Origin of the sequence: Flavobacterium pectinovorum, from assembly GCF_900142715.1 — a bacterium.
GTDB classification, from domain to species: domain Bacteria; phylum Bacteroidota; class Bacteroidia; order Flavobacteriales; family Flavobacteriaceae; genus Flavobacterium; species Flavobacterium pectinovorum.
In genome coordinates this window covers 278,573-303,913 of record NZ_FRBX01000004.1, presented here as the reverse complement: position 1 = coordinate 303,913, position 25,341 = coordinate 278,573, and the positions used below count along the sequence as shown (strand labels likewise).

At 32.4% G+C, this 25,341-nt stretch carries 23 protein-coding genes; 9 read left to right on the top strand and 14 right to left on the bottom strand.

Annotation, left to right across the window (positions count from 1 at the left end; translation table 11 throughout):
• Positions 1–190 precede the first annotated feature (190 nt).
• A complete protein-coding gene (locus BUE22_RS15065) occupies positions 191–1,150 on the top strand; it encodes a quinone oxidoreductase family protein (RefSeq protein WP_073396018.1) in 960 nt (319 codons plus the stop codon).
• Between the two features lie 96 nt (positions 1,151–1,246).
• On the opposite strand, the gene BUE22_RS15060 is transcribed toward BUE22_RS15065, so the two are convergent.
• Together BUE22_RS15060 and BUE22_RS15055 are read right to left on the bottom strand one after the other, a co-directional pair.
• Positions 1,247–2,338, bottom strand: coding sequence for a DUF6630 family protein (locus tag BUE22_RS15060; protein ID WP_073396015.1), 1,092 nt, complete (start codon positions 2,336–2,338; stop codon positions 1,247–1,249).
• A 9-nt stretch (positions 2,339–2,347) separates the two neighbouring features.
• Positions 2,348–3,907 (bottom strand): NAD(P)/FAD-dependent oxidoreductase, encoded by a 1,560-nt coding sequence (locus BUE22_RS15055; protein ID WP_073396012.1) that lies wholly within the window; start codon positions 3,905–3,907, stop codon positions 2,348–2,350.
• A gap of 251 nt (positions 3,908–4,158) precedes the next feature.
• On the opposite strand from BUE22_RS15055, the gene BUE22_RS15050 reads away from it, so the two are divergent.
• A complete protein-coding gene (locus tag BUE22_RS15050; protein WP_073396009.1) occupies positions 4,159–4,398 on the top strand; it encodes a hypothetical protein in 240 nt (79 codons plus the stop codon).
• A 118-nt stretch (positions 4,399–4,516) separates the two neighbouring features.
• Here the strand turns inward: BUE22_RS15050 and recQ are convergent, their stop codons facing one another.
• Complete coding sequence (recQ, locus tag BUE22_RS15045) at positions 4,517–6,712, bottom strand: DNA helicase RecQ (RefSeq protein WP_073396007.1); 2,196 nt, start codon at positions 6,710–6,712, stop codon at positions 4,517–4,519.
• Positions 6,713–6,799: 87 nt separating this feature from the next.
• Here recQ and BUE22_RS15040 point away from each other — a divergent pair, with 87 nt between their 5' ends.
• The 5 genes from BUE22_RS15040 to BUE22_RS15020 all read left to right on the top strand — a co-directional run bounded on the left by BUE22_RS15040 (position 6,800) and on the right by BUE22_RS15020 (position 10,165).
• Positions 6,800–7,765 carry a KpsF/GutQ family sugar-phosphate isomerase gene (locus tag BUE22_RS15040; RefSeq protein ID WP_073396004.1) on the top strand — a complete coding sequence of 322 codons (966 nt, stop codon included), beginning with the start codon at positions 6,800–6,802 and terminating at the stop codon, positions 7,763–7,765.
• On the top strand, positions 7,765–8,580 hold the full coding sequence (gene tatC / locus BUE22_RS15035; protein ID WP_073396001.1) for a twin-arginine translocase subunit TatC: 816 nt from the start codon (positions 7,765–7,767) through the stop codon (positions 8,578–8,580). The genes BUE22_RS15040 and tatC overlap by 1 nt, the downstream gene beginning before the upstream one ends.
• Positions 8,573–8,926 (top strand): carboxymuconolactone decarboxylase family protein, encoded by a 354-nt coding sequence (locus tag BUE22_RS15030; protein WP_007803834.1) that lies wholly within the window; start codon positions 8,573–8,575, stop codon positions 8,924–8,926. The genes tatC and BUE22_RS15030 overlap by 8 nt, the downstream gene beginning before the upstream one ends.
• A gap of 197 nt (positions 8,927–9,123) precedes the next feature.
• Positions 9,124–9,864: an LPS export ABC transporter ATP-binding protein gene (gene lptB, locus BUE22_RS15025; protein WP_029272155.1), complete on the top strand. Its 741-nt coding sequence runs from the start codon at positions 9,124–9,126 to the stop codon at positions 9,862–9,864.
• Between the two features lie 79 nt (positions 9,865–9,943).
• Positions 9,944–10,165, top strand: a complete 222-nt coding sequence (locus BUE22_RS15020; RefSeq protein WP_073395998.1) for a DUF5808 domain-containing protein — start codon at positions 9,944–9,946, stop codon at positions 10,163–10,165.
• A 45-nt stretch (positions 10,166–10,210) separates the two neighbouring features.
• Here the strand turns inward: BUE22_RS15020 and BUE22_RS15015 are convergent, their stop codons facing one another.
• The gene (locus BUE22_RS15015; protein ID WP_073395995.1) at positions 10,211–11,068 is read right to left on the bottom strand and encodes a glycoside hydrolase family 25 protein; all 858 of its coding nucleotides are present in this window, start codon (positions 11,066–11,068) and stop codon (positions 10,211–10,213) included.
• 9 nt (positions 11,069–11,077) lie between these two features.
• Entirely contained in the window at positions 11,078–11,788 is a 711-nt protein-coding gene (locus tag BUE22_RS15010; protein WP_042565947.1) for a CDP-alcohol phosphatidyltransferase family protein, read from the bottom strand.
• Between the two features lie 256 nt (positions 11,789–12,044).
• Here BUE22_RS15010 and BUE22_RS15005 point away from each other — a divergent pair, with 256 nt between their 5' ends.
• On the top strand, positions 12,045–13,109 hold the full coding sequence (locus BUE22_RS15005) for a putative type IX sorting system protein PorV2 (protein WP_262489596.1): 1,065 nt from the start codon (positions 12,045–12,047) through the stop codon (positions 13,107–13,109).
• A 37-nt stretch (positions 13,110–13,146) separates the two neighbouring features.
• On the top strand, positions 13,147–14,283 hold the full coding sequence (locus BUE22_RS15000) for a lipoprotein N-acyltransferase Lnb domain-containing protein (protein ID WP_073395992.1): 1,137 nt from the start codon (positions 13,147–13,149) through the stop codon (positions 14,281–14,283).
• Here BUE22_RS15000 and BUE22_RS14995 read toward each other — a convergent pair whose 3' ends face one another.
• The 9 genes from BUE22_RS14995 to BUE22_RS14955 form a co-directional block, all read right to left on the bottom strand.
• Positions 14,284–15,678: an exopolysaccharide biosynthesis polyprenyl glycosylphosphotransferase gene (locus BUE22_RS14995; protein ID WP_073395989.1), complete on the bottom strand. Its 1,395-nt coding sequence runs from the start codon at positions 15,676–15,678 to the stop codon at positions 14,284–14,286.
• A 71-nt stretch (positions 15,679–15,749) separates the two neighbouring features.
• The gene (locus BUE22_RS14990) at positions 15,750–17,090 is read right to left on the bottom strand and encodes an O-antigen ligase family protein (protein WP_073395988.1); all 1,341 of its coding nucleotides are present in this window, start codon (positions 17,088–17,090) and stop codon (positions 15,750–15,752) included.
• Between the two features lie 18 nt (positions 17,091–17,108).
• The gene (locus BUE22_RS14985) at positions 17,109–18,197 is read right to left on the bottom strand and encodes a glycosyltransferase (RefSeq protein ID WP_073395987.1); all 1,089 of its coding nucleotides are present in this window, start codon (positions 18,195–18,197) and stop codon (positions 17,109–17,111) included.
• Complete coding sequence (locus BUE22_RS14980; RefSeq protein ID WP_073395986.1) at positions 18,194–19,312, bottom strand: glycosyltransferase family 4 protein; 1,119 nt, start codon at positions 19,310–19,312, stop codon at positions 18,194–18,196. The genes BUE22_RS14985 and BUE22_RS14980 overlap by 4 nt, the downstream gene beginning before the upstream one ends.
• A 2-nt stretch (positions 19,313–19,314) precedes the next feature.
• Complete coding sequence (locus BUE22_RS14975) at positions 19,315–20,298, bottom strand: glycosyltransferase (protein ID WP_073395983.1); 984 nt, start codon at positions 20,296–20,298, stop codon at positions 19,315–19,317.
• Positions 20,295–21,296: a glycosyltransferase family 2 protein gene (locus BUE22_RS14970; RefSeq protein WP_073395980.1), complete on the bottom strand. Its 1,002-nt coding sequence runs from the start codon at positions 21,294–21,296 to the stop codon at positions 20,295–20,297. Before BUE22_RS14970 ends, BUE22_RS14975 begins: the two co-directional genes overlap by 4 nt.
• Positions 21,293–22,837, bottom strand: a complete 1,545-nt coding sequence (locus BUE22_RS14965; RefSeq protein WP_073395977.1) for a glycosyltransferase family 2 protein — start codon at positions 22,835–22,837, stop codon at positions 21,293–21,295. The genes BUE22_RS14970 and BUE22_RS14965 overlap by 4 nt, the downstream gene beginning before the upstream one ends.
• Positions 22,837–24,009 (bottom strand): glycosyltransferase family 4 protein, encoded by a 1,173-nt coding sequence (locus BUE22_RS14960; RefSeq protein WP_073395974.1) that lies wholly within the window; start codon positions 24,007–24,009, stop codon positions 22,837–22,839. Before BUE22_RS14960 ends, BUE22_RS14965 begins: the two co-directional genes overlap by 1 nt.
• Before the next feature lies 1 nt (position 24,010).
• Positions 24,011–25,321 carry an alpha-1,2-fucosyltransferase gene (locus tag BUE22_RS14955; protein ID WP_073395971.1) on the bottom strand — a complete coding sequence of 437 codons (1,311 nt, stop codon included), beginning with the start codon at positions 25,319–25,321 and terminating at the stop codon, positions 24,011–24,013.
• Positions 25,322–25,341 lie beyond the last annotated feature (20 nt).

Here is a 25,341-nt window from a genome sequence, read left to right as displayed (position 1 = left end):
AATCTACACTAATTAATTCGTGCTCATTCGTGAAATTCGTGGCGAAAAAATCATTTTAATCTTATAATCTGTGGCTATAAAACTAAAACCTCGTTTCATCTGAAGCGAGGTTTTTTATTCACTTTTAAGACAAGCTTTTATATCTACAGCTGATTTTTCACGTACTTTGTATTTCTAAAAATATAAAAAAATGAAAGCACTTACCTTCTCTACTTTCGGAGATTCGGATGTTTTAGAATATATAGAAATTCCAAATCCGGAATTAAAAAGCGATGAAATTTTAGTCGAAATGAAAGCCATCGGATTAAATTTTGCCGATGTTTACAGACGAAAAGGAAATTATCATTTAAAAGGAAATCCACCTTTTATCGCCGGTTATGAAGGTGCAGGAATTATTGTCGATGCTAACAATCATCCGGAATATAAAGTGGGCGATCGTGTGGCTTTCGCCGATGTTCCTTTTGCAAATGCAGAATTCGTTGCTGTGAATACCAATCATGTTTTGCCTTTGCCTGAAGCGATCTCTTTTGAAACCGCGGCTTCTATTTTACTTCAGGGTTTAACAGCTCATTATTTAGCAACCGACAGTCATAAAACAGCAAAAGGTGAAACAATTTTAATTCACGCCGTTGCGGGTGGAGTTGGCCAGATTTTAACTCAAATAAGTAAATTGTTAGGCGCCAATGTTATTGGTTTAACCTCATCTTCAGACAAAGCAAAGGTTGCTTTTGAACAAGGCGCAGATCATGTTTTTCTATATAATAACGATTGGAAATCAGATGTTTTAAAAATAATCCCAAATGGCGTTGATGTCGTTTACGATAGTATCGGAAGCACATTAATGGACAGTTTTGAGATCACAAAAGAATGCGGACAAGTTGTTTTCTTCGGAATGGCGGGCGGTGATCCGGCACCTGTAGATCCGAGAATGTTAATGGATGGTTCTAAAACTTTGACCGGAGGTGATTTATGGAGCTATCTAAATTCAAAAGAAGAAAGAATCAAAAGAGCCAATCAATTATTTCAATGGATTATAGAAGGAAAAATAACCCTTTCAACACCAACATCTTTCAAATTATCAGAAGGAAAATTGGCGCATGATTATATTGAAAGCAGAAAAAGTACAGGAAAAATAATTTTGATTCCGTAAATTAAAGATTTATATAAAGTTTTTCGCCACAAATTCAAGAATTAGTTTTGAAATAATTCGTGAATTCGTGGCGATTATTTTTTTTTAAGCCTTATTCTACAACTGATTAACCTCAATTTTCGTCAACTCAGACAATGCTAAAATTCTGCCTACATCACTTTTATTTGCCACAAAAAACAAATAATTATCACCATGTGTATCATAAGTCATTAGTTCCAAATCTAATTTCTCTAATGCTGATTGAATGTACGGAAACAAATTATGACTATAGGTTTCTTCCGGATAGGCAAAATTAAGATCCTGGCCAATCATTTCCGAAATGAAATATTCAGCATCTTCGGGATCAAATTTCCAATCGCTGTTCCAGCAATCCACGCTATCAAAAATGCCCCAATGTGCTTCAATCGATTCGGGATAATTATCCGGTCCTTTTTTAAAATTCTTTAAAAGCTTTTTTGATTGTTTTTTAACCAGTTTATCATCTGCATTTCCTCTTGAAACAAGATTAATAAATTCTTCAAAAGTTTCTGCTGTAACCTCTTCATCAACTAATAAATTTTCTTGAGAAGGAAGTTCTACACCTTCCGGAATTTCAATATTTACATATTGGCAAATTCCCTGTAAAATTGTCTTAAACTCATTAAAACCTATTTCTTGAATGTCGTTTTTAGGTGTATTTATATCAATAAATTCAGCTTCCAGAATCCCTTTTATATAATCAAAAAAATGACCAAACTTGTACATAATCCTGAAATCATTAGTTTCCAAACTATTTGTACAGCAAAAAAAGATGTAAAAATTATGAAAAATATATTTCATTTCTTTTTTGATACGCTCCGGTGGTTTGGTATAAAACTGAATATGCAAATAATCAAATTCTAATTCCTGCTCAATCTTATCTGGAGTAATTGGATCGATATTTATTTTTTTGTAAAGCTCATTTAAAACTTCATACGAGTTTTTAAACCCATTTTTTTCAAGTTCTTTTTGAGTTTCTTCATAACCATCAAAGGAGGTTGGAAAAGTAAACAAATTGACAGAAACTGCGTTGTGTACATTTTTCATTTCAAACTCAAATTGACTTTCGACATAGTATAAATGCGAATAAAGTGCATCCATAACATCAAAAGAAACAATTGATTTTGGATCGTTGTTTCTACCAAACAAATTAGAAAAGAAATTTTTCATAGGCTTATATTATTTTAGTGTTTCGGCAATCATTAAAGCGCATTTTTCGCCATCGATAGCAGCAGATATAATTCCGCCGGCATAACCAGCGCCTTCTCCACACGGATACAAACCTTTTATTTGCAAATGTTCATACGTTAAAGGATCTCTCGGAATTCTAACCGGTGATGAAGTTCTGCTCTCCGGAGCATGCAAAATAGCTTCGTTGGTTAAATAACCTCGCATTGATTTTCCAAATTCCTTAAAACCTTCGCGCAAAATCTGCGATAAAAATCCGGGAAAAACCTGTCCCATTTCTACCGAAGTCGTTCCGGGAACGTAAGATGTTTTTGGAATATCTGCTGAAACTTTATTTTGTGTAAAATCGATCATTCGCTGTGCCGGAACTTTTTGAGTTTCTCCAGCCAAATGCCACGCTTTTTGCTCTATACTTTTTTGAAATTCCATTCCGGCCAAAGCACCAAATTTTGCAAAAGGTTTAAAATCTTCCAATTTTAATTCAATTACAATTCCTGAATTTGCCGTAACCTGATCCCGTTTTGATGGCGACCAGCCGTTTGTAACTACTTCACCCGGACTTGTCGCACAAGGTGCTATTACACCACCAGGACACATACAGAAAGAATACATTCCGCGCCCGTTAACTTGTTTTACAATCGAATATGGTGCCGGTGGCAAATGTTCACCACGATAATCACAGCTGTATTGAATACTGTCTATTAATTCCTGTGAATGCTCTGCACGAACTCCTAATGCAAAAGGTTTTGCCTCGATTAGAATTTTCTTTTTATCTAATAATTCAAAAATATCACGCGCCGAATGCCCTGTTGCTAAGATTAATTTATTAGCAAGAATGGTATCTCCATTTTGAGTTACGATTCCTTCAACTTCATTATTTTTTACTAAAATATCAGTTACTCTGGTATCAAACAAAACCTGACCACCAAATTCGATTATCTTGTTTCGAATGTCTTCAATGATTTTTGGCAATTTATTTGTTCCGATGTGTGGATGGGCTTCTACCAATATATCTTCTGAAGCTCCAAAAGCTACTAAAAGCTCTAAAATTCTGGTAACATCGCCACGTTTTTTAGAACGTGTGTATAATTTTCCGTCAGAATAGGTTCCTGCTCCTCCTTCACCAAAACAGTAATTAGAATCTTCGTTTACCAAATGATCTACGTTGATTGCTTTTAAGTCACGACGGCGTCCGCGAACATCTTTTCCGCGTTCGATTACAATTGGCTTTAAGCCTAATTCTATCAATTGCAAAGCTGCAAAAAGTCCGGCTGGGCCAGCACCAACAACAATCACTTCCTGCGCCGATGAAACGTCCTTATATATAGGTAGCTCAATTTTGGTTTCCTGAAAAGGTTCGCCTTTTAAATATATAGTAACTTTCAAATTGATTTTTATTGCTTTTTGGCGGGCATCAATTGAACGTTTTAAAATGGTAATATGCTGAATTTCCTGTGGAGAAACTTTTATTTGTTTAGACAAATAGTCTTTAAGCAGCGATTCGTTTGCTGCAATATCGGGAGAAACTTGTAATAGAAGTTCTTTTGGCATTGTATATTATTTATCAATTAGCTTTTCTATTTATGAAAAGAACATGCAAAAATAACATTTTGAAATGAGATTACATCAATTGCAAATCTTATATATGACATCATTACATTCGTTTTGCTCAGGATAAACCTATGCCGAAATACAAATGCGGTTCTCGACTCCGCTCGAACTGACAATAGAATAACTTCAGAGTAAAATTTCAAAGTAACCTTTGTACCTTTGCAACTCTGAACCTTTGCACCTTTAAAAAAATGTCTAGAAAAATAAAACTAATTTGGGATTTTCGTGGTCCGACTTCGGCAAAAACTGCTGAACATCATGAAATTCATTTGAAAGAATATATCGCCATAGAAAAACTTCCGTTGAATATTACGGGGTTTAAAATTATAAACGACATGCAGGCAATTGCTTTTATGGTTGTTACCGATGAAAATATGATTCAGGTAAGAGATGCTTTGAAACCGCATCGTGGGGAAATTTTTGAAGGGTAAATTCCAATAAAAAAAATTCCAAATTCCAAACTATCGCTAGAAATTGGAATTTGGAATTTATATTTTACTATTTGTTTTGGAATTTGGAATTTGGGTTTTAAAAAATTGGAATTTATTTTTAATTCGCAACCTCGCTGATAAATTTAATTCTCATTAACCGCAATTCATCAATATCATAATCGCCATCGAATTCCTTAAGAGCATCTTCGATTTTGTCTGATTCTGATTCCATGAAATAATCGTGAATTTCTTCCTGCTGATCGTCATCAAGTAAATCGTCGACCCAATATTTAATATTTAATTTAGTACCGGCATAAACGATCTGCTCCATCTCTTTAATCAAAGCATCCATCGTAAGTCCTTTGGCAGAAGCAATATCATTTAAAGATAATTTTCTGTCAATGTTTTGAATAATATATAATTTATTGGCAGAATTTACTCCTGTAGATTTTACAACTAAATCGTCTGGGCGAATAATATCATTATCCTCAACATAACGATTAATCAGAGTAACAAAATCGCCACCATATTTTTTGGCTTTACCTTCACCAACACCGTGAATATTGTACAATTCTGTTAAACTAATTGGGTATTTTAAAGCCATGTCTTCAAGAGAAGGATCCTGAAAAACAACAAACGGAGGAACTCCTAATTTTTTGGCTACTTTTTTGCGCAGTTCACGTAACATTCCCATTAAAACTTCATCTGCAGTTCCTGATGATTTTGATGCTGTTACGATTGCTTCATCTTCAGATTCGTTATATTCATGATCTTCAGACATCATGAATGAAACCGGATTTTTAATATAATCTAATCCTTCCTGAGTAATTTTTATGATTCCATACGTTTCAATATCTTTTGATAAATAACCAGTAACTAAAACTTGTCGAAGTAAAGCCATCCAGTATTTTTCGTCATGATCTGAACCTGAACCAAAAAACGGCTGTATATCAGTTTTATGTGCCTTAATTACAGCATTTATACGACCAATTAAAGTAAAGACAATTTCTTTTGATTTGTAAATATGTTTGGTATCGCGAACAATTTCCAGCAATTTAACAACCTGTTCTTTAGCTTCAATTTTATTTTTAGGATTACGAACATTATCATCCATATCTGCACCTTCTCCAGTTTCGCTGTCAAATTCTTCACCAAAATAATGCAATAAGAATTTTCGACGTGACATTGAGGTTTCGGCGTAAGCCACAACTTCCTGCAGGAGAGCAAATCCAATTTCCTGTTCTGCAACCGGCTTTCCTGACATAAATTTCTCCAGCTTTTCTACATCTTTATAGGAGTAATAAGCCAAACAATGTCCTTCTCCTCCATCACGACCGGCACGACCGGTTTCCTGATAATAACTTTCGAGTGATTTTGGAATATCATGATGAATTACAAAACGAACGTCTGGTTTATCAATTCCCATTCCGAAAGCGATTGTTGCCACTACAACATCTACATCTTCCATCAAAAACATATCCTGATGTTTTGCTCGGGTTTTGGCATCTAAACCTGCATGATAAGGTACGGCACTAATTCCGTTAACTTGTAAAACTTCGGCAATTGACTCTACCTTTTTACGGCTAAGACAATATATAATTCCTGATTTTCCTTTGTGTTGTTTGATAAATCGAATAATATCCGATTCTATATTTTTAGTTTTTGTACGAACTTCGTAGTATAAATTTGGTCTGTTAAACGATGCTTTAAAAGTACTTGCATCAGACATATCCAGGTTTTTAAGAATATCTTCCTGAACTTTTGGGGTTGCAGTTGCGGTAAGTCCTATAATAGGAACCTGTCCCAATTGTTTAATAATATTTTTCAGGTTTCTGTACTCCGGCCTAAAATCATGACCCCATTCTGAAATACAATGCGCTTCATCAATAGCAACAAATGAAATTGGTACGCTTTGCAAAAACGCGACATACTCCTCTTTTGTTAAAGATTCTGGCGCAACATACAAAAGTTTTGTTAGTCCAGAAGTTATGTCTTTTTTTACTTGTGCAATTTCTGTTTTGGTAAGAGAGGAATTCAGTACGTGCGCAATTCCGTTTTCTGAAGAAAGGCTTCGAATGGCATCAACCTGATTTTTCATCAAAGCAATTAAAGGAGAAACAACAATAGCTGTTCCGTCCTGAATTAAAGCGGGTAATTGATAACAAAGAGACTTTCCACCGCCAGTTGGCATAATTACAAAAGTATTCTTTTTACCTAAGATACTCGTAATGACTTGCTCCTGCAAGCCTTTAAATTGGCTAAAGCCGAAATACTTCTTTAATTCCTTGTGTATTTCAATTTCGTTTGAATTCATTCTTTATATTAATGGATATTTTGTATAAATTTGCAACACATAAAGATACAACTTTCTTTTATACATACAAATTTTAAATATTCTGTTTTGATCACAAAAGAAAATATATTGGCAATCGCCAAAAAAACAATACTCTCTGAAAGTGAAGCAATTACAAAGCTAATTGATTTTCTTGATGAAAATTTCTTCGAAGCAACCCAACGCATTTACGAAACCAAAGGCAGATTGATCGTTACAGGTATCGGAAAAAGTGCAATTATCGCACAAAAAATGGTCGCTACTTTTAACTCAACCGGAACACCTTCTATGTTCCTTCATGCCTCAGAAGCCATTCATGGCGATTTGGGAATGATTCAGAAAGAAGACATTATTATTTGCATTTCAAAAAGCGGAAACAGCCCTGAAATAAAAGTTTTGGTTCCGTTATTGAAACGTTTTGGGAATATCTTAATTGCTATTACAGGAAACATAACTTCATCATTGGCCAAAGGTTCTGATTATGTTTTAAACACAACAGTAGACATGGAAGCGTGTCCGATAAACCTGGCACCAACAAACAGCACAACTGCACAACTTGTTATGGGTGATGCTCTTGCAGTTTGTTTAATGGAAATGCGTGATTTTAAACCTGAGGATTTTGCAGTTTATCATCCGGGCGGAGCTTTAGGAAAAAAATTATTGCTTCGCGTAAAAGATATGATCGAACACTCTTTAAAACCAATGGTTACGCCAGATACCTCTGTTAAAAAAGTTATTTTTGAGATCTCTGAAAAAAGATTAGGTGTTACAGCAGTAATTGAAGACAATAAAATAATTGGAATTATCACTGACGGAGACATCCGAAGAATGCTAAATGACGTAGATACTATTGCTGACTTAACTGCAAAAGATATTATGTCAAAAAATCCTAAATTAGTATCATCTGAAACTATGGCTGTTGATGCCTTAAATATTTTGGAAGATTTTTCAATAACACAGTTAATCGTTGCTGATAATGGCGAGTACAAGGGAGTACTACATTTACATGACATTTTAAAAGAAGGAATCGTATAATGGCAAAAAAGAACCTTGGCGAGATGTCATTTTTAGACCATCTTGAAGAACTAAGATGGTTATTAGTAAGAAGTACAATTGCAATATGCATTATGGCATTTGTTACTTATTTTATAAGTGATTATTTGTTTGACCAAATTATTTTAGGTCCAATCAGACCCACCTTTTTTACTTACGTCTGGTTTTGTGATCTATCTCATCAATTAGGTTTTGCTGATAGCATTTGTATTACCGAGCTAAATTTCATTATTCAAAATACGGAAATGGAAGGCCAGGTAAACATTTTTGTATGGATGTGTCTTTTGGCAGGTTTCATCTTGAGTTTTCCTTATATTCTATGGGAACTTTGGAAATTTATTAGCCCTGCCCTTTATGAGAAAGAAAGAAAAAATGCTAAAGTATTCATTTTCACTTCTTCATTACTTTTTTTCTTAGGAGTATTGTTCGGGTATTATATCGTAATTCCGATGTCGGTAAATTTCGTCGCTACTTTTTCCATTAGTGATGTTGTAAAAAATCAATTTACCCTTGAATCTTATATGGGAATGGTAAAAACAAGTATTCTTGCCAGTGGATTGTTTTTTGAATTGCCTATTATCATTTATTTCCTAACTAAACTGGGACTTGTAACTCCTATATTTTTAAGAAAATATTGGAAATATGCGGTAATACTTATTTTAATTATTGCGGCAATCGTAACACCACCCGATGTTGTAAGTCAAACAATTGTAGCAATTCCAATGTTGATTATTTACGAAGTGAGTATCCTGATTTCAAGAGTTGTTTATAAAAATAAATTAAAAGAAAATGTCTGATATCATACAAGAATTTAACGACTATCGTTCTAAAATGAACGAAAAATTATTAGCTGACAATAACAAAATTGTAAAGCGAATATTTAACCTTGACACTAACGCATACGCCCCGGGCGCTCTTGATGTAAAAACAAAAGAGCTTTTAGGATTGGTTGCATCGGCAGTTTTACGTTGTGATGATTGTGTAAAATATCACTTGGAAACAAGTCATAAAGAAGGCGTTACAAAAGAAGAAATGATGGAAGCTATGGGAATCGCAACTTTGGTTGGAGGAACAATTGTAATTCCACATTTAAGAAGAGCTTACGAATTTTGGGAAGCTTTGGAAGAAGAAGCTGCAAATTAGAAAATGGGTCAATTAGATAATTAGATAATTGCTTAAATTGTAATTATCTGATTGTGAAAGCGCAATATTTTGTTAATTCATTTATCTGATTGATTATTTTACTTTTAATTTGTTTCTTCTAATAAATTTTAAAATTGAATGTGAGTTAGTTTTTCAATTATCTCATTTTCTAATTATCTAATTATCTAATTAAAATAATGAAGCTAAGAGCCGATAATTTAATCAAAACCTATAAAGGGCGAAGTGTTGTAAAAGGGATTTCTGTTGAAGTAAATCAGGGAGAAATCGTTGGGCTTTTGGGTCCGAATGGTGCCGGAAAAACAACTTCTTTTTATATGATTGTGGGATTGGTAAAACCAAATCAGGGAAATATTTACCTTGATGATTTAAATATTACTGATTATCCGATGTACAAACGTGCTCAGCAAGGAATTGGTTATCTGGCACAGGAAGCTTCTGTTTTTAGAAAATTAAGCATTGAAGACAACATTCTGAGTGTTTTGCAATTGACTAAACTTTCTAAAGAAGAACAAATTGCCAAAATGGAAAGTTTGATCGAAGAATTCAGCTTAGAACATATTCGCACCAACCGAGGTGATTTACTTTCGGGAGGAGAACGTCGTCGTACTGAAATTGCGCGTGCCCTGGCAACAGATCCAAAATTTATTTTATTGGATGAGCCTTTCGCCGGAGTTGACCCTGTTGCTGTTGAAGATATTCAGAGAATTGTAGCTCAGTTGAAAAATAAAAATATCGGAATTTTAATTACCGATCACAACGTTCAGGAAACCTTAGCTATTACCGATAAAACCTACTTAATGTTTGAAGGTGGGATTTTGAAAGCCGGAGTTCCGGAAGAACTGGTTGAAGATGAAATGGTTCGCCGTGTTTATCTTGGACAAAATTTCGAACTTCGTAAAAAGAAACTTGAATTTTAATAAAGTTATATGTGAATGGTAAAAAGTTAAATGTTAATACTTTTTACCATTTTTCTTTTACATCTTATATTAATTCTACATGAAGTCAGAAGAACCAACTCAGGAAGACTACGACAATTGGCACAAAGACCCAAATAATTGGTATTTGGGATGCTTTTATTATAATCCGAAGGATAAACGATTACTTCCCCCAAAAAGAATTCAATGGATGGGTTACACGGTAAATTTTGCTAATCCTTACTCTGTTTTAATTTTGATAGCGCTTTTATCTTTAATTCCGATTGCTCTTTTATCAAAATAAGATTCAAAACTTCCAGATTTAAATATTAAAACTGAAAACTGGATTCTACTCAACTGTTATAAACTGCAATTGCTCTAAATCGCCATTGTAGATATTCACATCAACACGATGGTTTATTCCTGGCAAAGATGCTTTCTCTGTAAATTGCCAAAAAAGCCAATCGTCTTCAATTTTTTCTCTGTAGAAATTATAGTTTGCTATCCAAAATAAATATTCGCCGAATTCTTCTTTTAGAAAATCACTATAATAACGTTCACCTGTATAAATTATGGGACGAACCTGATAATGTGCCTCAACTTTAGTCAGCCAGCGTTTTAACCCTTTTTTCAAACTATCCAACGATTGATTTTTTGGTAGTCTTTCGATATCTAAAACGGGTGGTAAATCACCTTTTTGCAATTTTACCGTTTTAATAAAAAGGTTCGCTTGTTCTATAGAATTTTCATTCGGGCGGTAGTAGTGATAAGCGCCACGCATGATTTTGTTTTCTTTGGCCCCAGCCCAATTTTGAGTAAATTGCCTGTCTACTCTATCGTTTCCGGCAGTTGCGCGAATAAAAACAAAACTTACAGGATATTTTTCTTCTAAAATTTCAACTTCTTCCCAATCCACTTTTCCCTGAAATTCAGATACGTCAATACCAATCACTTTTCCTTTGTGATTTTCTAAAACCTGAATATTTCTAACGTCAGAAAGGTGTTTGTCTACCTCATCTTCTTCTAAAACTTTCCCTGATTTAAAACCAAGATAAAAAGCTAATCCTGCACGATAATGATAAATCGTACCTAAAAAAATCAGCACTAAGCAAGAATAAAAAATAAAGCGAATGGCGCTGCCAAAAACAGATCTTTTAGGTTTTGCTTTAGAATAAGAATTTCTTCGTGTAGTGGTTTTTCTTGCCATTCAAATAAACTACTTTTTCAAAAACATATTATTCACAACCGATAACAGCACGTAAAAAATGATAATTAACGGAATTGCAATATATTGAAGCAATACTACCAAAGCTAAAGAAACTAATAAAAACACGATTTGAAGTGCATTATCTTTCAGATTGAATTTTTTAACTTTTAATGCAAACAACGGAATTTCAGCATTTAAAATATAAGCACTGCATAAAGTAATTACCAACAAAACCCATTGGTTCGTTAAAATCTCTAACATCAGCAATGAATCTGAAAATTTTAAAACCAAAGGCAGACTTAAAATAAAAAGTGCATTTGCAGGAGTTGGTAAACCTATAAACGAATCGGTTTGACGGGTATCTATATTGAAATTCGCTAATCTATAGCAAGATCCTAATGTTACAATAAATCCTAAAAAAGGAATCGCGGGATTTGTTCCTAATTCATGTGCGCTGTTTGTAAACAAACTGTACATTACATAACCCGGAGCGACTCCACTGGTTACCATATCCGCCAAAGAATCTAACTGTAATCCAAGCGGACTTGAAACTTTAAATAATCTGGCAAAAAAGCCATCAAAAAAATCAAAAAAGATTCCTAAACAAACCATGTAAAAAGCCATTTCGTAATTAGCTTCTGAAATGAAAACAACTGCGATACAACCACAAAATAGATTAATTAATGTAATTAGGTTTGGAATGTGTTTTTTGATATTCATGTTTTATAAATTTGATTATGGTTAGCGCAAATTTCGCATAATATGTGACAATTTACATCATTAGTTTAAAAAATTTACATTAAAATTAAATGAACAATTTACTTTATTGCAATTTCATTTAAAATCAATTTACAAAAGTTTTTTTATTTCAAAATCTCTCTTTTGCAATATTTATTAAAAGGAAGAAATTAGATGAGTAAAATATTATATTTTTGATGAAAATTAAAACAGACTTCGGTTTGCAAAAAAAAATCCGTTGAAGAAACTTTTTGGGCTTTTATTATTTTGGAGTTTTACACAATATGCACAAACTGTTCGAAAATATTCGAATGAGTTTATGAACATTGGTGTTGACGCCGCAGCATTAGGAATGTCGAGCGCTGTAGTTGCTTCTACAGAAGACGTAAATTCAGTTTATTGGAATCCGGCAGGTTTGACACATCTTGAAGATCATCAGATTTCATTAATGCACGCCAATTACTTTGCTAATATTGCACAATATGATTATATAGGATATGCAAGCCCGATTGATGAGAGAAGTGCCTGGGGAATTTCGATGATTCGTTTTGGTGTTGATGATATTATGGACACAACCGAATTGATCGACAGTCAGGGAAATATTGACTATAATAGAATTAGCTTGTTTTCGACCGCTGATTATGGTTTTACTTTTTCATACGCAAGAAAATTGCCTGTTGAAGGTTTTCAATATGGCGTAAATGCAAAAATAATTCGACGTGTTATTGGAAAATTTGCCAATTCATGGGGATTTGGTTTTGATTTTGGTTTGCAGTTTGAAAAGAACGATTGGAAATTTGGTTTAATGCTTCGTGATATTACAACGACTTATAATGTTTGGAATATTGATGAAGAAGAATACGAAAAAATTGCCAATGCAATACCGGGAGAAAATACTGAACTACCGGAAAGTACTGAAATTACCTTACCAAAAGCACAATTAGGAGTTTCAAAAAAGATAGAATTTCATAACGATTACAGTCTTTTGGTTGCTACAAATTTGAATATGCGTTTTGAACAAACAAACGATATTATCTCATCAAAAGTTGTGAGCATTGATCCGGCTGTAGGTTTTGAATTTGGATATACTGAGCTTGTTTTTTTAAGAGCCGGAGCGGGAAATTTCCAAAATGTTACACAATTGGATAATACTGAAAAAATAAATTTCCAACCCAATATTGGTTTGGGTTTTAAATACAAAGGCATTCAGGTTGATTATGCCCTGACTGATTTAGGAAACCAAAGTACTGCTTTGTATTCGAATATTTTTTCTTTGAAAGTAGATTTAGGTATCTTTAGATAAAAATTAAAAACCATCAAACTTCTTAAAATTTTTAATCATGAAAAAAGTCAATTTTAAAACACTTTTTAATTTATTAGTATTACTAAGTTTCAGTATTGGTTTTGGCCAAAGTGTTCCTCTATCAAAAGATGCAAAAATTAGCGTTATTACTTGTGGTTTAGGGAATGAAACCTATTCCTATTTCGGACATACGGCGATTAGGGTTTCTGATCCGGCAAATAATCTTGATGTTGTTTATAATTACGGTGCTTTTGATTTTAGGACTCCAAATTTCGTTGCAAAATTCACCAAGGGAGACTTACAATACTTTGTAATCACACACTCTTTCTCTGAATTTATGGAGGAATATAATATTGAAAAAAGAAGTGTTTTTGAGCAGGAATTGCTTATTTCGCAGGATTTAAAACAAAAGCTTTTTGATAAATTAAATGCCACTTTGCTTTCTGAAGATCGCTATTACACCTATAAATTTATTGATAAAAATTGCACTTCGATGGTTGTCGATATTATCAATAACACTTTGAATGAAAATGTAATTGTGAAAAAAGGCGACACAGACATTACTTACAGATCTATTTTATACCCTTATTTTGATGGTCATTTTTACGAAAAATTAGGCACAAGCATTATTTTCGGAACAAAAGTAGACCAATTGGGGACGAGAATATTTTTGCCATTTGAATTAAAAAACAGTTTAGAGAAAGTAAGTTTTCAAAATAAACCTTTAGCTTCCAAAAGCAAAACGCTTCTTTTTTTCGAAAAAGAAACACCGGCTTCATGGTGGAACAATATTTATTCTTACCTCATCATTTTGGCTTTTATAGTGTTAGCTCACAATAAAACTGTAGACAAAATTTATCTTTTAGTTTTATCTTTAATGGGAATCTTTTTTGTTTGTGTTGGGTTCTATTCTTTCCACCTGGAATTATCAATGAACTACAATGTGCTTTTATTTAGTCCGCTATTGCTTATTTTGATTTTTCTCTCCATTGCAAAAAACAAAAAATGGACGTATCGATTTGCTGTTTTACATTTGATTTTCTTAGTAATCTATAGCATCTTTATGATCAATAAAGCTCATTTTATAATTGTTTTACCAATGATAATTACAAGTGGTTTTGTTTTGGTAAGAGTAGCAATACGAAACAAAAAACGTATTCCTATCATTATCTAACTATTGTCCGCGATAAAAAACAATTGTTGTAATTGTCTTGAAGGTGATGCTTAAATCCAGAAATATACTTCGGTGTTTGATATAGTATAAATCATACTGCAATTTTATCAAGCTCTCTTCTATTGATTCACCATAAGAGTAATTTACCTGTGCCCAGCCTGTGAGTCCTGGTTTTATGACGTGTCTTGTTTCGTAAAATGGCATTATCTGTGCAATTTCAGTAACAAAAAACGGACGTTCGGGTCTTGGCCCAATTACTGCCATATCGCCTCTTAAAACATTAAAAAATTGTGGTAATTCGTCAATTCTCGATTTACGCATAAACTTGCCAAATGGTGTAATACGTTTATCTGAAGCTGTTGCAAAAACGGCTCCGTTTGCTTCAGAGTTTTCGACCATCGTTCTAAATTTGTAGATTTTAAAAACATCACCATTTTTACCTACTCTCTCTTGTGTGTAAAATAACTTTCCTTTGTTTCCCAAAAGATTTGCAAAAGATATAAACGGTATCAAAACCATGCATATCAACAAACCTACAGACGAGAAAAAGAACTCAAGCACTCGCGCCAGCAACAGATACAATTTATTATTATTGCTACGGCTAAAAGGGAAAAAACGGTAAAAATCTCTGGCAATATACTGAACCGGGATACGCTGTGTTTTACTTTCGTATACTTGCGTATACTCCCGAATAATATTTCCTGATTGCAGCAAATGGAGTAATTGCTGGTATAAATCGGCTGTAATTCCGTCTGTTTTTTGAGAAGCAATGACAATCTCGGCAACATTATGGTTGATTACAAAATCTTCCAGATTTTCCTTTTTAATTTCTTTTACATAATGAAAATCTAAATCTTTTTCACAAACAGAATCTGAATTTACAAAACCAATTATTTTATAATGCGGATCAACATTTTCGAGTCCTAAAACCAGTTCTTCAACCTGGTTCTTATCACATATCAAAACTACATTTTGAACAAAACGATGAGAAGCCAGAAAAAAAACATATATGTATCTCCATGCTAATAAGGCAAACAAAACAGCAAAATAAAATATTACAATTGCAATTCTGCTTTTGGGTAATTCCGGAGATAAAACAGGTGTTAACAGATAAACTGACACAGTAGTTGTTGCGGTAAAAACAGTACTTTTAAGAATTTGAAACTGATTACTTGCAACCTGCAGGTTATACATCTCGAAAATGGAACCGAAAATGTATATATAGGATATTAGAACAATCTCTCTGTAATAATTTGTAATTGAAAATTGGAAATACTGAAAATCAAAAAGCAGATTTAAGAGATATAGCGTAAACAGGACAAAAAAAGCATCGAAAGCATGTAGCAACACTTTTCTTTCCGATATCTCGAAATGAATTTTATTTTTTGTAAACATTGGTTTATTTGGTTTTGGTTTGGGGCTAAAACGTAGAACAAATGTATTATAAAAAAAAGAATATAAACTACCTAATCTTCAGGTTTTTCAGGAATCTTCACTTTGACCGATAGTAATGTCAAAGCATAAACGAAAGCTGGGGCTGCCGTACGCATGGCAGCGTGGTTTATAGTAAGAAGCCAAAAAACATAAAAGGAAAGAAAATATAAATGCTGTTTGTTATCGAAGTAAAGAATAAATGGTGTAACAAATAATATAAAAAGCCCCATAACACCAAATAAACCATGCTCACTTAACATACGTGAAATTTCATTATGAGATGCAGCTTCCATACCAAAAGATTCCTCTCGCGCCTGTTTTCCCATACCTGCGCCTACCCCAAGAACAGGATTATCTACAAAAAGTTTCAATTCTGTATCTATAATTTCTTCTCTTCCTCCCAAACGATCTTTTTTGGTTCGCCCTTTGGCATCTTTATTTGCGTAACGTTTCTCTATCAACCCGCCAGTTTGCAAATAACTGTAGGTCCAGAGTCCAATTCCCATTAAAATCGTTACGATGAAGACTGTTGTAAATTTACTTTTGCCTCTTGGACTTGAAAAATAGTACAACAAGAACAATAAACACATAATCATAACAACTGCAGTAATTACACCACCTCTCGAAAAAGTAACTATGGCTCTAAAGCTAATTAACAGTAACAAAGCCCCATTTAAAAACATTAGTTTTTTTGATTTTGAAAATAAAAGCAGCTGTGCAAAAAAGATAAATATTCCTAATCCCAAAACTGTAGAAACCTGATTAGGACCAAATCCCCCCGAGGTTGCAAAATTAGATTGCGTTCCCGTTACTACATCTTTCACACTTGGGTTGTATAGAAATAAGTAAATTGCAGTTGTAAATATTGGAAAACCCATTGCCAGGATTATATTTTGCAGATCTGAAAACAAAACATTTCGTTTAAACATATAAACAGCACAAATCGCTAAGCAAACAGGGCCAGACAAATTAAAAACCAATGCTTTTCTGATGTCTGTATTAAAATTAGCAACTGCAACAGCCATCAATATACCCGGAATTAAGAGTATTAAAAAAAACCAAAAGACAAAGGCCTTTGTTGAAAAATTACTATAAATCATTCCCAAAAGCATGAAACCAATAATATTAAATTTAATGAATTCATTATTAAAGTTCCCTCCTGTCATTCGCAAAAAAACCTCAACTCCAACCATATAGGCTGTTACTAAAAGAACTTCATTATTTTTATTTTGCTTTTTTACAACAATTAAAAAACCAACTACCGGTACTACAATGGCATAAATTTTTGATAAAAAAGGAAGTGCAAAAACTGCTAAAGCAATTAATGCATGGATCAAAATTATATAACCATATGATAGTGAGGTTTTCTTCATCTATTTTTAAATACTATATTAAATCTCAAAATTAGTCAAAGAATGCAACCATAAAACATAATCTTCAAGAATTACTTCCTGACTGTAATTTAAAAGTATTTTTTTATTTAAATTCATTCCCATTTCTATTCGATAGCTTTCATTATTTATCAATTTTTGAATACAATCTGCAAATTGGTTCAAATCGTTGGACTTTGCAATTAATCCTTCTTTTTCATTACTAATTACCTTTGAAATTTCGCCAACATTTGTTGCAACAACTGGTAATTTATGTAATCCATATTCTAAAACAGCTAATGGAAGTCCTTCTGATAATGATGCTAAAACACCAATCTGACATTGTTTTAATGCCGAACTTACATTATTCGTTGTTCCGTAAAAATAAACGGTATTTTCAAGTTTTAAATCAATATTTTTTTTCTTTAAATCCTCAGAATAGGCATCTTTAAAATCTTTCCCAAATAAATGAAAACTCCAATCAGGAAATTTATCTTTAAATAAATTCGCAGTATCTACTATTAAATTATGATTTTTTTGGGGACGTAAATTGGCTACACAAATAATTCTTTTTCCTTCAATTCCTTTTAAAACCAACTCTTCGTTTGAACTAAAAGAGTCTTCAATAAAATTTGGAAAATAAATAACATTAGAACACGATAAACTATTTATTGCCCATTCTTTTAAAGCTGAATTCACAGAAATAATACCCAAAAAAAAGAATGACCCCAACTTTAAACCTGTTTTTTTCCTGGAAGACAAATCCTGGGAAATGCCATAGTGATCGTGCCAAATAATTTTTATTTTGGGATACGTTAATTTTACTAAAACAGCTGTAAAAAAAGAAGAACTATGTGCCTGAATAAGATCAATCTTATTCTTTTTAATATAACTTCTTAAACGAAAAACAGACTGAAAATCAACAGCTTTTTTCTTTTCTAAAAAGAGGTAAGAAACCTTCGAATCGATTTGACTTCTTAATGTTCCTTCTTTTCTTGTGGCTATTAAACCTGAAAAAGATATTTTTTTAGCTAAAGCATTTGCGTAATTTACCGCCATTCTTTCAGCTCCACCAGCTTCTAGGGAATCTATAATTTGTACAATTCTCATTTTTCTAAAAGCTTTTTAATTTCAGATTCGAAAACATCTGTCGTATATTTTTGTGACCATGCTGTAGCTGATTTACTTTTATTAAAAAATGCTGCTTCATTCATCAATATTTCTTCCATATCAACCACATCCTTATCCAAATCCATGTTTAACAAAACTCCTCTGTCTCCATTATCAAGCATAAAGGGAACGCATGAAACTTTTGTTGCAACAGGAACACATCCCCAAAACATAGCTTCGGCAACAGCTTTTGGCCAGCCTTCGCTTTTAGAAGGCAATAGTACAAAATGGCTCTTTTGATAAGCCTTTTTTATTGTTTCCTTATCCTGATTACCATGTAGAATGATATTTTTCGACAATTGGTTTTCTTGAATATATTGTTCCAAAACACTTCTTTCAATTCCTTCTCCGTACAAGTTCAAAACCACGTTTTGTTCTTTTTTAATTAGTTGTTTCACTAATTTTATGGCGTAAATCGGATTTTTACCGGCAACTAAACTTCCAACAAAAACAAATTCTATAGTTTCCTCAAATCCTGTTTTTTGAAAAGTCTCTTTCTCAGATTCTGAATATGTCGCGGTAAAAAAGGGCTTTATGTTTTTGGATTGGTTTTCCCAATTACCATAAACCAAAACCTGCATGTTTCGAGTTAGAAAAGTGTTGCTCAAAATCCATTTTTGCAGTTTGTATGTCCAGGGCTGCTTACTTTTTGGATCCCAATTTCCGGCATATTTAGCCGTTTTTATTTTATTTGGGAAAAATATTTGCGCAATACACCCCACTAAACCAATATTTCCCGGACAACGCAAATGAATATGATCTGCATCTTTCATTGCTCCGAATATTCTCCAAAAAATTACCGGTAATTTAAAAATTGAAATTAAATTATTTTTTAAACTGGTAAAACTAAAACTTGGAACGCTGACAAAATCAATTTTTTGATGCTTGTATGCTATATCAATTACTGTTGGAGTTTTTTTTATTAATGATCCAACAATTTTTACTTCATCAACGTATTTTAGCCAAATATTCATTTCAGAAACATAAGGGCCATAGCCCAAATACTGATTTTCGTCCTGAATATGTATGACGTGTGTTATTATTACAAATTTCATTTTTATATCTTTTCTAACAATCTTGTAATAACTTTTTCGGGAGCCAAATATTTATCAAAATATTCTCTGCTTTCAAGTTCTAAATTTCTTTTTAAACCAACATCTGTTGTTAATTTATTAATTGCTTCTTTTATATCATCGCTATTATTCACATACAGTACATGTTTATTATCCAGCAAATCTGCCGGTAATTTATTGTAATGATGTGTTGTAATTATTGCTTTTCCTAAGGCTAGAAATTCGGCCAATTTCCAACCGTGACATGAAAGTACAGCAGGTGTATTAAACACAAATGCAGATTTTTTAATTTTTTTAAGATACACTTTTAAAGAAATACGTTGGGAGTAAACTAAATCATCTAATCCTAAATTATTCCCATCTTTTCGAGCCGCAAACCCGCCTTCAAAAGATACTTTTCTATTGTCTTTACAGGACTTTATAAACAATGCACGATTATTATTCGTTTCAGGTTCTTGTTTCCAAATACTATTCATAAAAAAAACATAATTATCTGAAGACGAATCATTTTTATATTCTTTTAAAGAAAATCTTTTATACTGCCTCCAATAATTGGCAATAAAACCACGCTTATAAGGAATTGAATCTCTAAACCTGCTAAAATTTAAAATTAAATAATAAATTGTTTCTACGAAATTCCAAATTTTAATACCAAAGCTTGGACCAATTGCTATAACTTTATCCTTGTTGATACTCTCTACATTTTTGATATTATAGTTTACTTTGCCATAAACAGAACACCAATCCAAAGCTTTTTTATCAATTTGGGATGAATCTTTGGAATCTATTATTACGTTTTTAACAGCCCCATTACCATCTTCAATTATAAAAGCAAAAGTTCCCTGCGTGAATCGTGGAAACTTTGAAATGCTATATTGTACTTTTCCAAATACTTCGCTTAAACCTTTAATATAGTATCCGTCATAAAAAACATCACACAGGCCGTAAATATAAACTTTAGGTTTCATTTCGTAAATTTTGGTTTATTAAACAGCAAACTCCACCAGCCAACGATTCTGCCCATTGCTTCTGTAAACGCTTCTTTTTTCTTTGCTTCTGTAATTACATTACTCAATCTAATAACAGTTAATAATATTATAATGGCATTCCATTTAAAACGATCATTAAAACCGGGTGTTGGGTTTTTTATTCTCCAAACATACCAGCCGTTTCTTACTACCATTATACCATATTTATATTTATTTGGTCTTCCTGATTCGGCATGAAAATGTGACAAATGTGCTTTTGTATTAATTACATTTTTACCAAATTCCAAAGCTCTTAAACTAAAATCTGCATCTTCGTATAAACCGTAACCTTCAAAAAATCTCGAAAAATTAATCTTATCAAAAACACTCTTTCTAAAAGACATCGACATCCCAATCAGCAAATCTACTTCATACGTTTTTCCCGTCATCGGAAACCCGCATGTTCTGCCATGTGAATAATCCGGCATTTTTCCGGGTCCTAAATTTGAGGCAAGGCCAAGATAATTTCTCATTACATTACGCAGGCCTTCTTTATAATAGTAACCTTCAAATAAATAAAATTTGTTTTTATTATATAAAATATTTTGTTCCTGAAGTTTCCATTTATATTCATTAATAGCAACTCCACCAACTCCTGAAACATCATTATTTGTTTGAAATGTTTTTATAATTTCCGCAAAATAATCTGATTCTAAAACAGTATCATCGTCTAAAAAACAAACAATTTCTGAATCTTCTGCCACTTTAGAAATTCCGAAATTTCGTTGTTTTGTAAGCCCTCTGTGCATATCAGAAACTAAGAAATATTTTAGGTTCTGAAATTCTTTATTATTTAAAGCCTTTTGTGTTTCTCCATTTACAGAACCATCAATAATTAGTATTTCATCGGGATGCAGGATTTGATTCTGAACCGAATGCAATAAATTAAGCAACGGCTCCGGACGCATATATGTGCAAATAATTAACGAAAATTTCATTTTTTATTATTTAATTCATTAGCCCAATATACACTTTGCTTCCACTGTTTATTGAAAGTAGAGAAGTATAAAAATGGATTTTTAATGGTTTGTGCTTTATAAAACTTAAAAAACAACACAGTTCTATATCCATTAATTTGCTGCTTACTCAGATTTAATATTTTGTACAACATCACTGTTGGAGATGGCTTAGGCTGAATCGCATCTTTTTGCCAAGCTAAAACCGGTTTTGTTCTAAAACCTCCCATAGGAGCTTTAAGATGAAGAATTTCCGGATTTGGCGCATAAAGGATATCAAAACCTGAATTTCTTAGCTGCATTCCAAAATCGGTATCTTCACCATATCCAAATTCAAAACCAATGTTATAAAGTATGTCTTTTATATTTTTTGATTTTACAATACTGCAGCCGGAACCAAAATTTGGCCATTGAAATTTTTGCCCTATTTTTTTATTCTGAGGATATCCCGGAGCATAACATCCAAACGTAACTTGTTCTGCAGCAAAATTTTCTATAAAGGAAAAACAAAGTTCTAAAAAGTTTTTTTCCAGTCGAATATCATCATCTGCCATAAAAACCCACTCATTTTTTATTTCGGCTATAGCCAAATTCCTTGCGTTACAAGCGCCAGGCTGATGCGTGAAAATGTGTTTTATAGAAAATGGCCACGATTGACTGGTAAGATAATCGAGTTCTGATACACTTTCGGGTTCTGGGTTTTGCTCGACAATTATAATGTTTTTAGGTAAATGTGTTTGTAAGGACAAATCTATCAATACGTCTTTCAGGTATTTTTCTCTTCCAATAGTCGGTATTATAACATCTATATTTCCAGTCTCAATTACTTTTCTGGCAGATTGAATTTTAATATCATTCAGCAAATTTTCATTTATTTTTATTCTGGAATAAAAGAAACTAAAAATAAGCGGCAGGAACTTTATTTTTTTCTCGTACAACAAAAAATTCAGGAAAAGCAAAAAAATCCAACTTGTTTTATAATGTTGTTTTACAAATCGAAATAATAGAAATGTGCTGTTTTTCTGTTTCTGACTTATCTCTGAAAAAGCTATCAGTAAATCAGGCTCAGAATAACACAATAAGCCTTTTGGCATTAGTAATTTTGCTATTGAATGCAAGAAATAATCAAAATCTTTGATTGTATAAAAATTACCTTGTAAAGCTGTTAAAACTGAAGCGTGAATACCACCAACGCAACTACTCATTTGCCAGGTTGGATATGCTGCTTTTTTATTGACTTTTATAAACGGTGATTCTTCAACATAACCAATCGCTCCCGGTAAATACGAATTTTGAAAAGGATTATAAGACGCCATTATTTTTGAATGGTGAAATATATCCTGAATCTTAGAAAAATTCAGATTTGATTTAAAATCGATATGACACCAAATTAGTATGTCGCCAGGATATTGTGAAGCAACCTCAAAGAGCGTTTTAACAATACTAGCTTGAGAAAAAGCAATACTTTTTCCTTCACGTTCAATTGTGACAACTTTATTGTATTGATGATAAATAACAATCATTAGTGCTTTCTGTTTTGATCGATTATTTTTTCATAAAAAGCTATATTCTCAAGCACTACCTTATTAATATCAAATTTGGTTTCGACTCTTGTTAAGGCTTGCTGACCAATTTTTAAACAATAAGTATCATCTTTTAACAGCTGTATAATTCTTTCGGCGTATAAATTATGATTTTCCGGATGTACTAAAAAACCACTTTCTTCATCAATAATAAGTTCTTGTGCCCAGCCAATATTGCTATTAACAACGGCTTTTTGCATGGCCATTGATTCTATGGTAACCATTCCTAAAGTTTCTGCAAAAGTTGGAAAAACACAAATATTTGCTTTTCTAATATGGTTTTGAACTTCGTTATATGGAATTTTTCCCAAATAACTTACATGTTCTAAATCATCAGCTTTAAACTGACTTTGCATTAACTGCCATGTAGAACCTGAGTTTGTTTTTATATCAGAAGCATCGCTGCCAATTAATACCAGTTTTGCTTCCGGAAATTCTTTTCGCACTTTATTAAAAATTTCGGGTAATTCTAAAACTCCTTTTTTTCTAATTAATGTGCCTACATAGAGAATAATCCCTTTTTCATAAATTAAAGGAGAATCGTTTGTGAATTTTTTTAATTCTAATCCGTAATGAATCGTTTTTATCTCTTTATTTTTTATTTTAAATAGTTCTTTTGACACTTCACCGGCAAAGCTTGTTGGGGCAATAAAAGCTTTTGCTCCATTTATGGCTAATTTTTCAAACCAGAAATTTTTAGGCTTTTGTTTTCTGTTTTCGAGATGGCAAAAGTAAGCATCACTTCCGTGAAAACGAATTACAAGCGGAATCTTAAAATTCATAAAAGCGGTAATTCCTGTCCAATCGGGAGCTTCAATAATATTGATATCCTTTTCCTGAATTTTATTATTGATAAACTTTTCTATCTTTTTTCTGTTAAAATAGAACTTAAGCAATTTCACTTTACTATCAGTAAGACTATAAATCGTTACATTATTTTCTTCCAGAACAAACTCATTCTTTTGTCCGTATACAAAAACAGAAACCTGAACATCGCTCATTCTAAGTTTTTCAACTAAGTTGTAAACGCTGGTTCCTAATCCGCCATCGTGGCCAAAAGCTTTATGAGGATAATGAGAAACAATGTATGCGACATGTAGCTTTGCTGCCATATTATTTTATTGAAAGTATTTTTTTAATAGTTCTTTTTAATTCTATTTCTTTTCTTTTCGCTAACTTTTTAAAACTATAACCATACGCTCCGATTGCACAAAATTGTCCTGCTGAAAAATATAATATCGATTCTTTTGGCTCAAAAACTGTATTGTTATTTCTTTTTAAATAAATGTCAGGATTTTGAGTCTTTAAGTTTTCTTTAGTTTTCGAAAATGAAAAAATAGTCGAAAACAAACCGAAGTCTTTTTGTAAAAGAAAATCTTTATAGTTTAATGGCTTAGAAACTTTAAAGGATCTAACTACGTTATTGAGAACTAAAGTATTTGAATCTTCTTTCAATTTTAAATAAGACGAATAAATTACCAAAGGAGGTAAAAAATAATCTTTCTTTAAAGCATAAGTGTTTTTGGAGGATTCAGTTTCATTCTGGTTTAGATTCATTTCCACATCAAAATAGGTCGAAATATATGCTGCAACTTCTTGGCTATTTTTTTTGCTTTTGATATCAAAAACGACATCTTCAAGTTTAATTCTCTCTTCTGTATGATTGTATTTTATCCATCTTTCCGGGAAATAATCTTTATCATTAAGTTCCTGACTTTTTGCGCCATCAAAATTCTTTAATGGTCTTATTACTTTGGAGTCTTCTTTTTCCCCCAGCCAGGCTGTCCACCACGAAAAAGTAGAATTACTTATTATAAAATCATCGCACAATGAACCCAGGCAAAGCTGCTCTATACCATTTAAATCTTCTCCAAAAAAGGCATTTTCTAAAAAAGAAAAATGAAATTTACAATATTTAATATCGTCACTTAAAATGATCAAATTGCAGGACTTCCAATTTGGAAAAAATTGCGCTAAACTATTCAAATAGTAGTTAATTGGCAATTGAAAATAATCCGGATGATTTACGAAATCGCCTCTTCTTATTGAAAGTAGAATAGTTCGTTTCGTAAAAGCACTTTCATATTTTTTTTTAATATGATTAGTTAAAGAATCAGAGAACTCAAAATGATGTTTGGTTAATTCTTTGTCAAAATATTTTTCAGTTTGAAGCCAACCGGAAAGATCATAATCTCCATCTTTTATATCCCATTCATGAAAATTATATTTCTTCTCTTCAGCATTTATAAAGTTTGAAAAATCTGATGTTAAAAGTGGTAATTTATTTTTAAAATACTGCTGAAATTTCCAATCTAAAAAAGCATATTGCTGCTTATTTGAAACGCTCAAACCGATAGTAGAAGCAATCTGAAAAAGCTGATTTCCCAAATTTCCTTTCTTTCCTATTTTAGAGTATGTTATCATCTTAAAAAGATCTTTTTACT

Coding starts and splice junctions, on each gene's coding strand:
- BUE22_RS15020 (WP_073395998.1), top strand. CDS start 9,944: ATGAAGTCAGAAGAACCAACTCAGGAAGACTACGACAATTGGCACAAA.
- BUE22_RS14980 (WP_073395986.1), bottom strand. CDS start 19,312: ATGAAATTTGTAATAATAACACACGTCATACATATTCAGGACGAAAAT.
- BUE22_RS14995 (WP_073395989.1), bottom strand. CDS start 15,678: ATGTTTACAAAAAATAAAATTCATTTCGAGATATCGGAAAGAAAAGTG.
- BUE22_RS14965 (WP_073395977.1), bottom strand. CDS start 22,837: ATGATTGTTATTTATCATCAATACAATAAAGTTGTCACAATTGAACGT.
- BUE22_RS15010 (WP_042565947.1), bottom strand. CDS start 11,788: ATGAATATCAAAAAACACATTCCAAACCTAATTACATTAATTAATCTA.
- BUE22_RS15030 (WP_007803834.1), top strand. CDS start 8,573: ATGTCTGATATCATACAAGAATTTAACGACTATCGTTCTAAAATGAAC.
- BUE22_RS15055 (WP_073396012.1), bottom strand. CDS start 3,907: ATGCCAAAAGAACTTCTATTACAAGTTTCTCCCGATATTGCAGCAAAC.
- BUE22_RS15015 (WP_073395995.1), bottom strand. CDS start 11,068: ATGGCAAGAAAAACCACTACACGAAGAAATTCTTATTCTAAAGCAAAA.
- tatC (WP_073396001.1), top strand. CDS start 7,765: ATGGCAAAAAAGAACCTTGGCGAGATGTCATTTTTAGACCATCTTGAA.
- recQ (WP_073396007.1), bottom strand. CDS start 6,712: ATGAATTCAAACGAAATTGAAATACACAAGGAATTAAAGAAGTATTTC.
- BUE22_RS15000 (WP_073395992.1), top strand. CDS start 13,147: ATGAAAAAAGTCAATTTTAAAACACTTTTTAATTTATTAGTATTACTA.
- BUE22_RS14955 (WP_073395971.1), bottom strand. CDS start 25,321: ATGATAACATACTCTAAAATAGGAAAGAAAGGAAATTTGGGAAATCAG.
- BUE22_RS14975 (WP_073395983.1), bottom strand. CDS start 20,298: ATGAAACCTAAAGTTTATATTTACGGCCTGTGTGATGTTTTTTATGAC.
- BUE22_RS14985 (WP_073395987.1), bottom strand. CDS start 18,197: ATGAGAATTGTACAAATTATAGATTCCCTAGAAGCTGGTGGAGCTGAA.
- BUE22_RS14990 (WP_073395988.1), bottom strand. CDS start 17,090: ATGAAGAAAACCTCACTATCATATGGTTATATAATTTTGATCCATGCA.
- BUE22_RS15050 (WP_073396009.1), top strand. CDS start 4,159: ATGTCTAGAAAAATAAAACTAATTTGGGATTTTCGTGGTCCGACTTCG.
- BUE22_RS14960 (WP_073395974.1), bottom strand. CDS start 24,009: ATGGCAGCAAAGCTACATGTCGCATACATTGTTTCTCATTATCCTCAT.
- BUE22_RS15060 (WP_073396015.1), bottom strand. CDS start 2,338: ATGAAAAATTTCTTTTCTAATTTGTTTGGTAGAAACAACGATCCAAAA.
- lptB (WP_029272155.1), top strand. CDS start 9,124: ATGAAGCTAAGAGCCGATAATTTAATCAAAACCTATAAAGGGCGAAGT.
- BUE22_RS15065 (WP_073396018.1), top strand. CDS start 191: ATGAAAGCACTTACCTTCTCTACTTTCGGAGATTCGGATGTTTTAGAA.
- BUE22_RS14970 (WP_073395980.1), bottom strand. CDS start 21,296: ATGAAATTTTCGTTAATTATTTGCACATATATGCGTCCGGAGCCGTTG.